The 14,097-nt window shown below is 71.0% G+C and carries 15 protein-coding genes; 10 read left to right on the plus strand and 5 right to left on the minus strand.

All coding sequences use genetic code 11. The features are described from left to right. Window positions 1-40: 40 nt before the first annotated feature. The 4 genes from KDL01_RS31405 to KDL01_RS31420 all read left to right on the plus strand — a co-directional run bounded on the left by KDL01_RS31405 (window position 41) and on the right by KDL01_RS31420 (window position 3,486). Window positions 41-607 (plus strand): GNAT family N-acetyltransferase, encoded by a 567-nt coding sequence (locus KDL01_RS31405; RefSeq protein ID WP_212532289.1) that lies wholly within the window; start codon window positions 41-43, stop codon window positions 605-607. Window positions 608-827: 220 nt separating this feature from the next. Continuing rightward, on the plus strand, window positions 828-1,895 hold the full coding sequence (locus KDL01_RS31410; RefSeq protein ID WP_212532290.1) for a DUF8829 domain-containing protein: 1,068 nt from the start codon (window positions 828-830) through the stop codon (window positions 1,893-1,895). A gap of 158 nt (window positions 1,896-2,053) precedes the next feature. Further along, the gene (locus tag KDL01_RS31415; protein ID WP_368861684.1) at window positions 2,054-2,875 is read left to right on the plus strand and encodes a class I SAM-dependent methyltransferase; all 822 of its coding nucleotides are present in this window, start codon (window positions 2,054-2,056) and stop codon (window positions 2,873-2,875) included. Beyond that, window positions 2,872-3,486, plus strand: a complete 615-nt coding sequence (locus tag KDL01_RS31420; RefSeq protein WP_212532292.1) for a DUF3885 domain-containing protein — start codon at window positions 2,872-2,874, stop codon at window positions 3,484-3,486. The genes KDL01_RS31415 and KDL01_RS31420 overlap by 4 nt, the downstream gene beginning before the upstream one ends. A 40-nt stretch (window positions 3,487-3,526) precedes the next feature. On the opposite strand, the gene KDL01_RS31425 is transcribed toward KDL01_RS31420, so the two are convergent. Then, complete coding sequence (locus KDL01_RS31425) at window positions 3,527-4,819, minus strand: CaiB/BaiF CoA transferase family protein (protein ID WP_212532293.1); 1,293 nt, start codon at window positions 4,817-4,819, stop codon at window positions 3,527-3,529. A gap of 152 nt (window positions 4,820-4,971) precedes the next feature. Here KDL01_RS31425 and KDL01_RS31430 point away from each other — a divergent pair, with 152 nt between their 5' ends. The 3 genes from KDL01_RS31430 (at window position 4,972) to KDL01_RS31440 (ending at window position 10,129) form a co-directional block, all read left to right on the plus strand. Continuing rightward, the gene (locus KDL01_RS31430; RefSeq protein ID WP_246577272.1) at window positions 4,972-6,114 is read left to right on the plus strand and encodes an AraC family transcriptional regulator; all 1,143 of its coding nucleotides are present in this window, start codon (window positions 4,972-4,974) and stop codon (window positions 6,112-6,114) included. Between the two features lie 199 nt (window positions 6,115-6,313). Next, window positions 6,314-7,531: an acetyl-CoA C-acetyltransferase gene (locus KDL01_RS31435; RefSeq protein WP_212532295.1), complete on the plus strand. Its 1,218-nt coding sequence runs from the start codon at window positions 6,314-6,316 to the stop codon at window positions 7,529-7,531. Window positions 7,532-7,960: 429 nt separating this feature from the next. Then, window positions 7,961-10,129, plus strand: coding sequence for a 3-hydroxyacyl-CoA dehydrogenase NAD-binding domain-containing protein (locus KDL01_RS31440; protein WP_212532302.1), 2,169 nt, complete (start codon window positions 7,961-7,963; stop codon window positions 10,127-10,129). A 14-nt stretch (window positions 10,130-10,143) separates the two neighbouring features. Here KDL01_RS31440 and KDL01_RS31445 read toward each other — a convergent pair whose 3' ends face one another. From KDL01_RS31445 to KDL01_RS31455, 3 genes are read right to left on the minus strand one after another with little or no spacing between them, the layout of a single operon-like run. Further along, the gene (locus KDL01_RS31445) at window positions 10,144-10,494 is read right to left on the minus strand and encodes a VOC family protein (RefSeq protein WP_212532296.1); all 351 of its coding nucleotides are present in this window, start codon (window positions 10,492-10,494) and stop codon (window positions 10,144-10,146) included. Between the two features lie 42 nt (window positions 10,495-10,536). After that, the gene (locus KDL01_RS31450) at window positions 10,537-10,785 is read right to left on the minus strand and encodes a hypothetical protein (RefSeq protein ID WP_212532297.1); all 249 of its coding nucleotides are present in this window, start codon (window positions 10,783-10,785) and stop codon (window positions 10,537-10,539) included. Then, window positions 10,778-10,969, minus strand: coding sequence for a hypothetical protein (locus KDL01_RS31455; RefSeq protein WP_212532298.1), 192 nt, complete (start codon window positions 10,967-10,969; stop codon window positions 10,778-10,780). Before KDL01_RS31455 ends, KDL01_RS31450 begins: the two co-directional genes overlap by 8 nt. Before the next feature lie 103 nt (window positions 10,970-11,072). Here KDL01_RS31455 and KDL01_RS31460 point away from each other — a divergent pair, with 103 nt between their 5' ends. Further along, the gene (locus tag KDL01_RS31460) at window positions 11,073-11,708 is read left to right on the plus strand and encodes a TetR family transcriptional regulator (protein WP_212532299.1); all 636 of its coding nucleotides are present in this window, start codon (window positions 11,073-11,075) and stop codon (window positions 11,706-11,708) included. Between the two features lie 11 nt (window positions 11,709-11,719). Here KDL01_RS31460 and KDL01_RS31465 read toward each other — a convergent pair whose 3' ends face one another. Beyond that, window positions 11,720-12,352, minus strand: coding sequence for a vWA domain-containing protein (locus tag KDL01_RS31465; RefSeq protein ID WP_212532300.1), 633 nt, complete (start codon window positions 12,350-12,352; stop codon window positions 11,720-11,722). Window positions 12,353-12,553: 201 nt separating this feature from the next. Here KDL01_RS31465 and KDL01_RS31470 point away from each other — a divergent pair, with 201 nt between their 5' ends. Next, window positions 12,554-13,066 (plus strand): BlaI/MecI/CopY family transcriptional regulator, encoded by a 513-nt coding sequence (locus KDL01_RS31470; protein WP_307846704.1) that lies wholly within the window; start codon window positions 12,554-12,556, stop codon window positions 13,064-13,066. A 9-nt stretch (window positions 13,067-13,075) separates the two neighbouring features. After that, window positions 13,076-14,050, plus strand: a complete 975-nt coding sequence (locus KDL01_RS31475) for a M56 family metallopeptidase (RefSeq protein WP_212532301.1) — start codon at window positions 13,076-13,078, stop codon at window positions 14,048-14,050. Window positions 14,051-14,097 lie beyond the last annotated feature (47 nt).

Below are 14,097 nucleotides of genomic sequence, written 5' to 3' on the forward strand. Positions count from 1 at the left end.
CCTTGCCCCGCGCCAACCACCTCTGTGAAGCTTCACGCCCATGACCACCTCACCCCTCTCCTTCACCGTCAAGCCGACGCTCACCGGCGACCTCGTCACCCTCCGCCCCGTCAGCACCGACGACGTGCCCGGCCTGATGGAGATGCTCCACGACCCGGAGGGCAACCGCCTCACCGGCACCCACCTGAGCGAGTTCAGCCGCGAGAACGCCGAGAAGTGGTACTCCACCCGCGGCGACCAGGACGACCGCCTCGACCTCGCCGTCATCGAACGCGAAGGCGGCACCTACGTCGGCGAAGTCGTCGTCAACGAACTCGACTCCGACAACCGCGCGTGCGGCTTCCGCATCTGCCTCATCGGCCCCCGCGCCTTCGGCCGCGGCTTCGGCACCGAGGCGACCCGCCTCATCCTCGCCCACGCCTTCGAAACCGTCGGCGTGAACAGGATCGAACTCGAGGTCTACTCCTTCAACCCCCGCGCCCGCCACGTCTACGAGAAGGTCGGCTTCGTCCTCGAGGGAACGAAGCGCCAAGCCCTCCGCTGGAACGGCGAATGGATCGACGCGGACCTCATGGCCATGCTGCGCAGCGACTGGCTGGCCCGATAAATCCTCATCGCCGCCCCGCCCCCGCACTCCGCACAGTCCCTCCGCACGGCTGCCGCATGCCCCCGCTTGACCCATACGAGTAACCCCCGAGCTCCAATCATCAAATATCCCCATCCTGCCAACGGGGCGAATTCCGCCTGACGACCCTTCACAACCCCTCCCCAGCCTGCACGCTTGATCTGTAAGCGCTTGACGGTAGGCGGGTGAAGGGGCGGGGATCATGAGCGGCAGGAACGGCAAGAGCGTCGGCAAGGGCTACGGCTACGGCAAGTCGGGCCGGGGCGGCAGCGGCAGTGGCGGCGGCAAGGGCGGCGGAAACGGGAGCGGCGCAGGCGGCGGTCGGAACGTGGCGGGACGCCGCGGTTGGCCGCTGCTGCGCGCCGAGCAGGTGGCCGGGATCGCCCTGCTCGCCGAAGAATCCGAATGGCGCGCGATGGCGGAGATCAACCCGCTCTTCGACTACCCCGACTACCCGGCGTACCTCGCCGACATCGAGCGGCGCATCAGGGCAACGGCGCGGACCGGCCGCCACGTCGTGGTCGGCCAGCTCATGCCGGACCAGTTCGAGTCGCGGGCGGACGCGGCCGGGCTGCCGCGCGACAGCCCTCGCGCGCTGCGTGAGTACGAGCGCTACGTCGCGGATCTCGGCCCACAATCCGAACCGTGGAACGGCGAGCCGATCGAAGTGGTGCTGGCCCGCCTGCGTGCGCACGTCCGCGCGGAGGCGTTGCAGATGGTGGCGATGCCAGCCTTGGCCGAGGCGGCGTCCCTGCACAACGAGCCGGACGAGGCGGTCCGCCGTGGGATGTCGCGCAGCGCGCACGCGTTCATGTCGATGGTCGAGCAGGCCGGTGACGGCCAGCACGAGTTGACGATCAAGGTGGAACTCGTCGGCGCGCGGCTGGACTACACGCTGCCCTACACGAAGTGCGGCCACATCATCGCGTTCCCCGACGACGGCGGCGAGCAGCTGACGGTGATCCTGCTCTCGATCGCCAGCCTGGCGGAACGCCCGGGCCACATGCTGCTCCGGTCGCGCCCACACCCCTCGTTCTTCCCCCGCCGCCGTGTCCCACGCCCGCAGCCGGGTACGCCGGAGGCCAGGCGTGAGGAGTCGACGCTGCGGGGCTGGAAGCTGGGCACACAGATGCCGCAGCCGCTGAGCGAAGGCCAGCTCTTCGCCCTCGCATGCACGGGCCCCGACGGCGGCCCGATCCCGCCGGAGCCCGGCGTGCGCTTCCAAGCCGCCCTGCCGCTGGCCACGGACGATCTGGGGTGCTGCGAATGAGGGCCACCATCCCGCCCCTGCTGCTCCCCTGGCTGCTCTTCGCGGCGCTGCTCTCCCAGCGTCCCCGCTTCGCCGTGCCGATCCGCAGCGCACCGGAAGCCCGCACCAGAAGACGTCCCCGGATGCTGTTCGGGCCCAGGCGGATCAACCATGCCAGGATGAAGCGCATGTCTCATGACCCTGATCATTCCGCCGGGCCTGCAGACCAGCGCGTGGCCAACGACTACGACGGCTTCGCCGAGGCGTACGCGGCCGCGACCGAGTCCGACCTCCTCAATGCCTTCTACATACGGCCCGCGGTCCTCAACCTGGCCGGGGATGTGGCCGGGCGGCGGATCCTCGACGTCGGCTGTGGTGCAGGCCCCATGCTCGAGGCGCTGCGCGATCGCGGAGCCGTCGTGACAGGCGTCGAGCCAAGCGCGAAGATGCTGGAACTGGCTCGGCAGCGGCTCGGCGAGGACGCGGCCCTGCATCAGGCCGGTCTGGGCGGTGATCCCCTGCCGTTCCGCGACGGCGCATTCGACGACGTCGTCGTGTGCCTGGTCCTGCACTACCTGGAGGACTGGAGGGCACCGCTCGCCGAACTGCGACGCGTCCTGACATCCGGCGGGCGGCTCATCGTGGTCGTCGACCACCCCTTCGTCTACAAACTGTTCAATCCCGATGCCGACTACTTCGCGGTCTCGCCGAGGTCTGAAGAGTGGACTTTCGGCGGCCACAGCGCCCCGATGGTCTTCTGGCACCGGCCGCTGCACGCGATGACCTCCGCGTTCACCGAGGCGGGCTTCCGGATAGCCGTCATCAGCGAACCGCCTCCGGCACCGGACGCCCGCGAACGATTCCCCGAGGAGCTTGCCGAGGTCTTCAAAGACCCTTCCAGGACAGCCTTCTTGAACATGCTGTTCTTCGTTCTCGAGGCCCCCCAGACGGAGACAGTGCGGGTAAACCACGAGGTGAGGCAGACAATGTCGCAGATATGAAAGGCGAACTCCGACCCCTCGACATCGCCCGGTTCGATGTCGCCTGGAATCGGTCGTGGTCCGGCTGTCCGCCGGCGACGCACCTGCTGCGCCACCGATTCGCGGAACAGTGGGTTCGGTTTCACACCCTCCCGGGATCCAAGCGATATGCAAGCTCGGAGACCGAGCGGGATGAGATCCTACGTCGCCATCACGCGCTGTTGCTGGCGCTTCTCGGCGAAGCCACGACCGGCTGCCGGCAGACACTGATGGCGGTCACCTGCTCCTGGTCCGTGACGTCGTCACCGACGCGGCGGGACTCGGCGGTCGCGGCGGCCGTCCCGCGAGCCACCCATTGGCGAAGCGACGACCTGGCGACGGAGCCCGGCTTCCACTCATGGCAGCACCACTACGCCTCACCGCTGACCTTGACCGATCCCGAGCTCGATGGACTGCTGATGTGCGTTGCCGACGACATGACCGACGGCGTCATCCTGACCGACGTCAACTGCACTTGGGTCTTCCATCCCTACGACGGAGGCGCGGAGGTCCTCGCGAGCAGCAGACAGGAGCGCGACCAACTCGCGGCCGCATACGCCGACTGGCTCCCGCCAGTCCCATCAGAGACGTGACTCAGGCCCCACCCCCGGTCCGGCATATCCAGACCTCACCTCACACCACCACCCCTTCATCCCGGAGCGCGCGGATTTCCTTCTCCTCGATCCCCCAGTCCGCGAGCGCGGCGGCATGCTCCCCCGGATGCGGGGCGGGCGAGGCGATCCGGCCCGGCGTGCGGGAGAACCGCGGTGCCGGCGCGGGCTGAACGAGGCCGCCCACCTCCGCGAACGTGCCACGCGCGGCGTTGTGCGGGTGCAGGTGCGCCTCGAAGGGGCTCAGCACAGGCGTGACGCAGGCGTCGGAGTCGGCGAAGTGTGCCGCCCACTCGTCCCGCGTCCGCGTACGGAAAACGTCTGCGATGCGCGCTCTGAGCTCCGGCCAACGGGCGCGGTCGTGCTGGGCCGGGAGGTCGGGCTGGTCCGCGAGGCCGAGACCGGTGAGCAGCAACGACCAGAACTTCGGTTCGAGCGCCCCGACGGCGACGTACCGACCGTCCGCACACTCGTAGCTTCCGTAGAAAGGAGCTGATCCATCGAACAAGTTCGATCCACGCTGTGTCTCCCACAGGCCGCTGGCGTGCAGTCCGTGCAGGATGGAGGTGATCAGCGCCGATCCCTCGACCATCGACGCGTCGACGACCTGGCCTCGGCCGGAGCGCGTGCGTTCCCAGAGCGCGGACAGGACGCCCACGACGAGCAGCATTCCGCCGCCGCCGAAGTCGGCGACGTAGTTCAGCGGCGGAAGCGGAGGGCCGTCGGCCGGACCGAGCGGCTCGAGCGCGCCGGCGATCGACAGGTAGTTGATGTCGTGGCCGGCACGCGCGGACAGCGGACCGTCCTGGCCGTAACCGGTCATCCGCGCGTAGATCAGCCTCGGGTTGCGGGCGGCGCAGACCTCCGGGCCGATGCCGAGGCGTTCGCACACGCCCGGACGGAATCCCTCGACGAGCACGTCGGCCTGCTCGACGAGCCGCAGCACGGTCTCGACGCCTCGCGGGTGCCGCAGGTCGACGGCGACGGAGCGGCGGCCGCGACCCAGGGGATCCGGCGGCGGGGGCAGATGCGGGGACGAAGGCGGAGGCGCAGTCGGCCCTCCCTGCGCCATCGGGGTCATCGGGGCCGACTGGGCCGACGGGGCCACCGGTGTCGACGTAGCCGATTCGGCCACCGCGGCGGCCGCGCTGGCGTTCGCCGCGAGGCGGGCCGGCACCGTGTCGGGGCGATCGATGCGGAGGACCTCGGCGCCGAGGTCTGAGATCACCGTGCAGGCGAAGGGAGCGGGAGCGAGGCTGGCGAGTTCGAGGACACGAAGGCCGACGAGCGGGCCTGTGCTGGGCAGCGGCGGCATACAGTGAAGCGTAGGCGCGGCCTATCATCGGCATTGATGACCGAAACGCTCACAGAGGTTGACCACTCGGCGAGGTCCGCCAGGCAACGGATGCCGCACGGGCAACGTCGGGACGAGCACCGGAGCGATCCATGCTGACTCGCACGGTGGCGATGCACCACGTTCGCGCGGCCTTGCGCGGGGCGGAGCGATCAGGGCTCGATGTAGGACCGCTGCTGGACCGAGCAGGGATTTCCGCGTCCCTTCTGCAGGTGGAGCGGGCGCGCGTGTCGAGTGACCGTTTCGCTCAGCTGGTCAAGGAGCTCTGGCTGGCGCTGGACGACGAGTTCATCGGTTCCGGGCCGAGCGCCTGCCGGATGGGCACGTTCGCCATGATGTGCCACGCGACGGTCCACTGCAGCCGTGACCTGCGCTCGGCACTGCGCCGGGCGGCCGAGTTCTACGCCCTGCTGCCGGCCGGGCCTCTCTTCCGACTCGTCGAACCCGAATGCGCGAGCACATCACGCACGGACACCTCGGCCACAGCCACAGCCACAGCCACAGCGGCAGCGGCAGCGGCAGCGGCAGCGGCAGCGGCAGCCGACAACCCGACTTCACTCCGCGACACGCCCGCTGACGAAGCACGCATCGAGTTCGACATCGCAGCCGACGAAGACCCGGACCACTTTCGCGCGGAGACCTTGCTCGTCGTCGCGCACCGGTTCTCCGGGTGGCTGATCCGACGCCGGATTCCGCTGCTGCGCGTCGAGTTCGCGTACAGCGCGCCGGCGCACGTGCTCGAGTACGACCTGCTGTACGGCGCGCCCTGCCAGTTCGACGCGCCCGTGACTGCCGCGGTGTTCGATCGCGCGCTACTCGACGAGCCGGTGCTCCAGGACGAGGCGGGCATCGACGCGTTCCTTCGCCGGGCGCCCGAGGATGTCCTGGCGCGCATCGACTACGGCAGCACCGCCGCCACCCGAGTACGCAGGCTGCTCGGCCAATCCCTGCCCGATGGAGCGATGCTGACAGAAGGCGACGTGGCCGAGCGCCTGTCCATCAGCCCTCAGACGCTGCGACGCCATCTCGCGACCGAGGGCACCGGGTTCCAGTTGCTACGGGATCAGATGCGACGCGACCACGCGATCGCGGCCCTCGCCGACGGGCGTACCCCCATCGAGCAGATCTCCGCCCAGCTCGGATTCTCCGAGCCGAGCGCGTTCCACCGGGCGTTCAAGCGCTGGACCGGCTCAACGCCGCGCGCCTACCAGCCCGGTGCAAACGGCGTGACCAGTGCAAGCAGCGCGAACACCTGACTGAACCTCACCTGACGCGGCCCGAACTCGCCTCAATCTCGCCTCACCTCGCCCCACTTCGCCGCGCACCGTCAGCTCAGGATCAGGGATGGCGCGCGGCCGATACCGCCGGGCTCAGGCGGGGCACGATCAGTGCGGTCATGCGTGACGAGCGCGGGGGTCATAGGCGGGCGGGGCGGCGCACGAATAGCTTGCCTGCATGACCTCCAACTCACCCGCCTCCGCACTGATCTTCGACGCGGTGCGCACCCCGCGCGGCAAGGGGAAGAACGGCTCGCTGCACGGCGTCAAGCCGGTGGAGTTGGGCGCCACGGTGCTGCGGGGCCTGGCCGCACGCAGCCGGCTCGACACGTCGGCGGTGGACGACGTCGTGTTCGGGGTCGTCTCGGCGGTCGGCGAACAGGGCGCGGACCTGGCCCGTTCGTCCGTGTTGGTCGCGGACTGGGCGCAGCGGGTGAGCGGGATCCAGATCAACCGGTTCTGCGGATCCGGGCTTGAGGCGGTCAACCTCGCGGCGGCGAAGGTGGCGTCAGGGTTCGAGGACCTGGTGGTCGCGGGCGGCGTGGAGTCGATGTCGCGGGTGCCCATGGGGTCCGACGGCGGAGCCTGGGTCACCGATCCGGCGACGCACCGCAAGATGGGGTTCGTGCCGCAGGGCGTCAGTGCCGACCTGCTGGCGGCGCTCGACGGCTACACCCGCGCAGACGTCGACGCGCTGGCGGCCGCCTCGCACGCCCGAGCCGCCGAAGCGCAGGAGAAGGGGCGGTTCGCCGGATCGCTGATTCCCGTCGTCGATCAGAACGGCCGCGTGCTGCTGGATCACGACGAGACGATCCGACCGCAGACGACGGTCGAGGGGCTCGCCGCGCTCAAGCCGTCCTTCGCCTTCCACGGCGACCTCGGCTTCGACGCCATCGCCATCGACCGCTACCCGCACGTGGAACGGATCGAGCACATCCACACGGCCGGCAACTCGTCGCAGATCGTGGACGGCGCGGCGGCCGTGCTCGTCGGCAACGAGCGGGCCGGGCGCGTCCACGGGCTCACGCCGCGCGCGAAGGTGCTCGCCACGGCGACGATCGGGGTCGAGCCGACGCTGATGCTCGCGGGTCCGGCACCGGCGACGCGCAAGGCGCTGGACCGCGCGGGGCTGAGCCTGGACGACATCGACCTGTTCGAGGTGAACGAGGCCTTCGCGTCCGTGGTGCTGCGATTCCAGACCGAGTTGGGCGTCTCGGCCGAACGGGTGAACGTGTCAGGAGGCGCCATCGCCCTCGGGCACCCGCTCGGCGCGACCGGCGCCATGCTCCTCGGCACGTTGATCGACGAGCTCGAACTGCGGGACCTGCGACGAGGCGTGGTGACCCTGTGCGTCGGCGCCGGAATGGCCGTCGCGACCGTGATCGAGCGCGTGTAGACGTGGCAAGCGGGCGCGGTCGCAACCCGCCAGTGCAAGGCCCAACGCACGGCACGCACCGCACCGCACGCACCGCACGCAACGGACCGCATTGCACGCAACGCACGGCAGACACCGCATGGCACGCACCGCGCGGCACGAAGCAGGCGGCACGAAGTAGGCGGCACACGGCAGACAGCAGGCACAGGCAGCAGACGCCACGCACCGCGCGGCACACAGCAGACAGCGCAAGCACGCAGCAGACAGCAACCACAAGACGGCGACCGGAATGAGTGAGGCGTACGCGTGAACGACGTGGCTGATGGACTGGGCAACGGGAGCGGTGGCGCGGCTGGTCGCGCGACCGGTGGCACGTCGGACGCGGCGAGCGGTGACGCCGGCGGCTCGGCCGCGAACACACTCCACGTCGCGGACGACGTCGCGGACTACATCCGCTATGACCGGGATGACGACGGCGTGGTCACGCTGACGCTGGACCTTCCGGGGTCCGCGAACGTCATGAACTCGACGTACCGCACGGCCATGGCGGGCGCGGTGGGGCGGCTGGAGGCGGAGCGGGCCACGATCGCGGGGGTGGTCATCACCTCGGCGAAGAAGAGCTTCTTCGCGGGCGCGGACCTCAATGAGCTCATCCGCGCCACGCCCGAACTGCTCGACGAGTTCACCTCGATGCTGACGGATGTCAAGGGTCAGATGCGCCGGCTGGAGCGGCTCGGGGTGCCGGTGGCGGCGGCCGTGACCGGGAGTGCTCTGGGCGGCGGGCTCGAGCTCGCGCTGGCGTGCCACCACCGGGTGTGTTGGGACGACGCCTCGGTGCGGATCGGGCTGCCGGAGACGACGCTCGGGCTGCTTCCGGGCGGGGGCGGGGTGACGCGGTCGGTGCGGATGATGGGTGTGCAGGCCGCGCTGGGGCTGATCACCGAGGGGCGTCAACTGCGGCCGGCGGCGGCTCTGGCGGCCGGGTGGGTGGACGAGCTCGTCCCGTCCCGCGCGGACGTCGTCGAGCGGGCCCGCGCCTGGGTGCTCGCCAACCCCTCCGCCACGCAGCCGTGGGATCGGCCGGGGCATCGGGTGCCTGATCTGCGTCCGCTCGACCCTTCGACCTACGGGCTGCTCAGCGCCGCGCCCGCGGTCTCGTATCAGCGCACGCATGGCTGCTATCCGGCCGTCGACGCGGCGATCGCCTGCGCCGTCGAGGGCGCGCTGCTGGACTTCGACACGGCGCTGGAGATCGAGGGGCGATATCTGACCGAGCTGGTGTTGGGGCAGGTGTCGAAGAACATGATCTCGGCGTTCTGGTTCCAGCTCAACGAGATCAACGCGGGTGGCTCGCGGCCGCAGGGGCTCCCCCGCACACCGGTGCGTCGGGTCGGCGTGCTGGGCGCGGGGATGATGGGCGTCGGGATCGCGCACGTCAGCGCGCAGGCCGGGATCGAGGTCGTACTCAAGGACGTCGACACGACCGCGGCCGAACGCGGCAAGGCCGCCATCGCCGAGCGCATCGAGCGTGACGTGGTGAAGGGGCGCCTCGATGCGCAGGCACGTGACGCGCTCCTGGCCCGGATCACGCCCGCCGACGCGTACGACGCGCTCGCCGGCTGCGATCTGATCATCGAGGCCGTATTCGAGGACAGAGACGTCAAGAACGCCGTACTCGCCGAAGCCGCCGCGGCGGCCCCGGACGCGGTGGTGGCTTCGAACACCTCGACGCTGCCGATCACGGGCCTGGCCAAGGCGGTGGCGACACCCGAGCGGTTCGTCGGGCTGCACTTCTTCTCGCCGGTGCACCGGATGCGGCTGGTGGAGATCATCCGCGGCGAGCACACCTCGGACGAGACGCTGGCGCGCGCGTTCGACTTCGTGCTGCAGATCAAGAAGACGCCGATCGTGGTGAACGACAGCCGCGGGTTCTACACCTCGCGCGTCTTCGGCACGTACGTGACCGAGGGCATCGCCATGCTGGCCGAGGGGCTCCCGGCCGCGCTGGTGGAGAACGTGGCGCGCAGGTCGGGGATGGCGCTCGGGCCGCTGGAAGTGTGCGACGAGGTGACCCTGACGCTGCCGCTGAAGGTGCGGGAACAGGCCCTGAAGGACGGGCAGGAGGAACTCGCCCATCCGGCGTACGGCGTGATCGAGGCGATGGTCGCGCTGGGCCGGACGGGCAAGGCCGCGGGCTCAGGGTTCTACGACTATGCGGCCGGCGGAGGGAAGCGGCTGTGGGACGGGCTGGCGCAGCGATGGGGCCGGTCGGATCGGCAGCAGGGCGAACGCGCGCCGCGCGCGGGCTCGGTGCGGGGAGCGGAGGCGGGCGTGGGGATTCCGGAGCAGGACGTGCGCGATCGGCTGCTCTACATCCAGGCGCTCGAGACCGTTCGCGTGCTCGACGAGGGCGTGCTGCGGGCCGTCGCGGACGCGAATCTGGGGTCGATATTCGGGATCGGGTTCGCTCCGTGGACGGGCGGCACGCTGCAGTTCGTCAACTCCGTCGGGGCCGAGACCTTCGTGGCACGCGCCGACTTTCTGGCCGACGCGTACGGCGAACGCTTCCGACCGCCGGCGTCGCTGCGGGAGCTGGCGGCGACGGGCGGGCGGTACTGAGCTTCCGGCGACCATTACGCGTTCGGCCCGGGCTCCACGTCGAACTCGTTGCCTTCCGGGTCGGCCATGGTCGTGATCGCCTCGCCGCGTCGCAGAACCGTGGCCCCGAGGTGCTCGAGTCGGCGCACCTCCTCGTCCATGGTGCCAGGCGCACGCAGGTCGAAGTGGACGCGGTTCTTCGCGACCTTGGGCTCGGGGACGCGGTTGAACCAGATGTTCGGCCCGCCCCAGCCCGCCGCTTCCACGAACGCCTTCTGCGCCGTCGATTCCTCGTCGACGTCCGAGCCGAGTACCGCGGCCCAGAACGTCGCCAGAGCGAGGGCGTCATGAGCGTCGAACGATACGCTCTTGATGACACTGGCCATGTGCGTACGCTATCGGCTCGCCCCGTTCGGTGCGGCCGGTCACTACCGGCCCAGGAACCTCCAGCCGAGCGACCCGTGGCCGACGCCCGCGTGCACGGCCAGGACCGCGAAGACGGCCAGGTCGGCGAGACCGAGCAGGAGTGCGAGGGCTGCTCGGCCGCGGCGGGTGCGGTCGCGGCGCAGAGCCGTGGCGCCCAGGGCGATGGCCAGCGGGCCGAGGACGAGGTTGGCCACCAGCAGCCCGATCAGGCCGCTGACGAAGGCGATCGGGGCGAGGCGGGTGTCAGACATGGTGGATCGCCTCGGCCCCGCGCCCGCCCCGGCCACCACGCCGCCGCCACAGGCTCCGTCCGCCGTAGAGCACCAGCCAGAGCGCGATCGCGCCTGCCATGGCGAGGCCGACCGGGCCGGTGACGAAGGCCAGGGCGCCGACGAGGAGTGCGAACAGGACTGCGGCCAGCATCAGAAACAGCATGGGCCGGTCCCCCTTCCCAGATTGGGCTAACAACTGTTCACCGAAATCCAGAGTACCCTCGGCGAGAAGAGCAAACAGTCGTTCACCGAGTGAGGTCGGCCACATGACCGAGGACGAGCTGCCGCCGCGGCGGGCGCGGAAGTTGGCGACGCGTCAGGCGCTGCTCGACGGGGCGCTGCGGCTGCTCGAGCAGCAGAGTCTGACCAGCCTGGGACTGCGCGAGGTCACGCGCGAGGCGGGGATCGCGCCGGCGGCGTTCTATCGGCACTTCGGCGATCTCGGCGAGTTGGGGGTGGCACTGGTCGAGGAGTCCTTCGGCAGCCTGCGTGCGCTGATCCGGGACATCCGCACGCCCGAGGCCGACACCGAGGACGTCATACGCCGCTCGGTGGACCTCGTCGCGGCGCACGTGCGGGCGCACCGGGCGCACTTCTGCTTTCTGGCCAGGGAGCGCTACGGCGGCGTGGCCTCGGTGCGGGCGGCGATCGCGGGCGAGTTGGACTCGTTCGTGCGCGAACTCGCCGACGACCTCGCCGCGCAGCCGGAGTCCGAGGGCTGGAGCGCACCCGAGCTCTCCGTGCTGGCGCGGCTCTACGTCAATGTGCTCATGCTGACGGCGGCGTCGATGATCGAGGCCGGGCCGGACGACCCGGCCGCCGAGCAGAGCATCCTGACCGAGGCCCTCATGCAGCTGCGGATGATCACGGTCGGGCGTCGGTACTGGACCGAGAACAGGTGACGCGGCCCGGCTCAGTCCTCTTCGACGGCTCCGGCGCGCTCCTGCGCCGTGAAGCCGTAGCCCTCGCCGCGGCGGCCGCGGGCCATGGCCTTGGCGACGGAGCTGTAGGAGCGGGCCACGGCGCCGGCGGAGGGGGCGAAGGTCATGGCGTGCGCGGCGGGGATGCCGTAGGTGGTGGCCACCTTGATCGCGTCCATGTTGGCGCCGAGGAACAGGATGGTCCAGTTGTAGACCTCCTGCTGCTGCCGGATCAGCTCCTCGATCTGGGTGCGCTTGAACTTGCGCGAGGAGTTCTCGAAGCCGTCGGTGGCGATCACGGCGACGACGGCGCCGGGGCGCTCGGCCTCCTCGAGGCCCGCGAGCCAGTCGCCCTCCCGCTGGAAGGCGAAGCCGACCGCGTCGAGCAGGGCGGTGCCGCCGCGCGGGACGAGGTTGTAGTCGGGCACCTTGGCGAGCTCGAGGTGCTCGAAGACGACGTCGTGCTCGGTGTCGAACTGGTGGAGCGAGGCGGTCCCCCAGCCCTCCTCGGCGGCCTGGCCGGCGAACAGACCGTTGATGCCCTCTTCGGTGGCCGCCTTGCATGAGTGCATGGAACCGGACCGGTCGACGATCATGATGATGTGGCGGTACGCGGGATTCGTCATGCCTCGAGTCTGCCGGATCGGCGTGGATAAGGGTGTTGCGTCGATTCCGGGTGGCGGTGACGAAGAGGATACGTGCAAGCACGTGCCGTAGTCGAAGTGAGCGCGGACGGTCGGCTTGACCTGTTGTGGCAGACTGGGAAATCCGATACATCTACACGCCTGTGGCAGGTCACGGGCCGACCGTGCGGGAAGGGAGGGCGCGTGCGACGGGACCGAGAGGCGGTCGGGGCGAATGCCGACGACCGGCATCAGGCCACTGAGAGTTCAGGGATCTCCGGGGGGCCGGAGGCTCCGGCGGGGTCGCGGCGCGCCGCGGGGGCCCTCGAGTCGGCGATCCTCGCGGTGCTCTGGCACGCGAAGGAGCCGCTGAGCCCGGGCGAGGTGCGCGAACGGCTGGCGCGGGCGGACGGCGCACCCGGCCTCGGGGACGAGCACACGCCGGCGGGCACCGAGCTGTCCTACAGCACCGTGGTCACGATCCTCACCCGGCTGCACGACAAGCGTGCGCTCACGCGCGAGCGTGACGGCCGCGCGTTCCGCTACGCGCCGGTGGCGGACGAGGCGGGGCTGGCCGCGCGACGGCTGAGCGCCCTGCTCGACCGCGCCCCCGACCGGGAGGCTGTGCTCTCCCGGTTCGTGGAGGACCTGTCCGAACGTGACGAGCGGCTGCTGCGCGAACTGCTCGGGCGCGCGGACGGCGCCGAGGCCTCCTAGGTACCGCCGATGCAAGTCCTGATCCTGTTGACCCTGGTCTTCCCGCTGCTCTCGGCGCCGATGGCCCGGACCGTGGTGGGCCGGGTGGAGCCGCGGCGCGCGACCTGGCTGCTCGCGGCCGCGGCGCTGCTGCTCGCCGGAACGAGCTGCGGGGCGCTCGGGCTGCTCGTGCTGGCGCAGCTCGTGCGCATTCCGACGTTCGCCCGGCTCGGGCACCTCTCGCTCAGCGCGATCAGCACGGGCGAGTTCCCGAGCCCGTGGACGGCGGCGCCCGCCGGGGTGCTGCTCGGCGCGGCACTGCTGGCGGCGGGCACGTTCACGGTGCGGCGCGCCCGGGCGCTGGCCGACGCCAGCCGGCACGCCAGAGATCTGCCCGGACGCGACGAACTCGTGGTCACCGGGGACTCCGCCGCGGACGCGTACACGGTGCCGGGGCGGCCCGGCCGGATCGTGGTGTCCACCGGCATGCTCGACGTGCTCGACGAGCGCGGACGCGCCGCGCTGCTGGCTCACGAACGCGCGCACTTGACGGCCCGTCACCACTGGTTCACCGCCGCCGCCCGGCTGGCCGCGGCGGCCAATCCACTGGTCAGGCCGCTGGCCACGGCGGTGGAGTACGTGGTGGAGCGCTGGGCGGACGAGGCGGCCGCGGCCGCGGTGGGCGACCGGCGGCTGGTCGCCCAGGCCATCGCCCGGGCCGCCGTCGCGGCCAAGGCCACCCGCCCGCGCCGCTCGGTCGCCGCCACCCTCGGCGCGGTGCTGCCCGCCGCACGCCGCGGGCGGGCGGGACGCGCGGCCGATCCGCTGGCCGGCGCGGGCCCGGTGCCGCGCCGGGTGGCCGCGCTGCTCGCCCCGGCGCCCCGCACCGGCCTGCCCGCGATCGCGGTGTGCCTGCTGGTGCTGGCCGTGGCCGCGGTCTGCGCGCTCCAGGCCGCGGACCACCTGCAGGACGTGCTGAAGCTCGCGCACGTCGACCTGCACTGAACGCCGCGACCACAGCACCGAGACACCGCCCCCGACCCCTCCCGGGC

The organism is Actinospica durhamensis, assembly GCF_018139695.1.
Taxonomy (GTDB): Bacteria; Actinomycetota; Actinomycetes; order Streptomycetales; family Catenulisporaceae; genus Actinospica; species Actinospica durhamensis.

Bases quoted from the DNA above. Each gene is read 5' to 3' on its own strand.
- KDL01_RS31405 (WP_212532289.1), top strand. From the start codon at position 41: ATGACCACCTCACCCCTCTCCTTCACCGTCAAGCCGACGCTCACCGGC.
- KDL01_RS31410 (WP_212532290.1), top strand. From the start codon at position 828: ATGAGCGGCAGGAACGGCAAGAGCGTCGGCAAGGGCTACGGCTACGGC.
- KDL01_RS31415 (WP_368861684.1), top strand. From the start codon at position 2,054: ATGAAGCGCATGTCTCATGACCCTGATCATTCCGCCGGGCCTGCAGAC.
- KDL01_RS31420 (WP_212532292.1), top strand. From the start codon at position 2,872: ATGAAAGGCGAACTCCGACCCCTCGACATCGCCCGGTTCGATGTCGCC.
- KDL01_RS31425 (WP_212532293.1), bottom strand. From the start codon at position 4,819: ATGCCGCCGCTGCCCAGCACAGGCCCGCTCGTCGGCCTTCGTGTCCTC.
- KDL01_RS31430 (WP_246577272.1), top strand. From the start codon at position 4,972: ATGCACCACGTTCGCGCGGCCTTGCGCGGGGCGGAGCGATCAGGGCTC.
- KDL01_RS31435 (WP_212532295.1), top strand. From the start codon at position 6,314: ATGACCTCCAACTCACCCGCCTCCGCACTGATCTTCGACGCGGTGCGC.
- KDL01_RS31445 (WP_212532296.1), bottom strand. From the start codon at position 10,494: ATGGCCAGTGTCATCAAGAGCGTATCGTTCGACGCTCATGACGCCCTC.
- KDL01_RS31450 (WP_212532297.1), bottom strand. From the start codon at position 10,785: ATGTCTGACACCCGCCTCGCCCCGATCGCCTTCGTCAGCGGCCTGATC.
- KDL01_RS31455 (WP_212532298.1), bottom strand. From the start codon at position 10,969: ATGCTGTTTCTGATGCTGGCCGCAGTCCTGTTCGCACTCCTCGTCGGC.
- KDL01_RS31460 (WP_212532299.1), top strand. From the start codon at position 11,073: ATGACCGAGGACGAGCTGCCGCCGCGGCGGGCGCGGAAGTTGGCGACG.
- KDL01_RS31465 (WP_212532300.1), bottom strand. From the start codon at position 12,352: ATGACGAATCCCGCGTACCGCCACATCATCATGATCGTCGACCGGTCC.
- KDL01_RS31475 (WP_212532301.1), top strand. From the start codon at position 13,076: ATGCAAGTCCTGATCCTGTTGACCCTGGTCTTCCCGCTGCTCTCGGCG.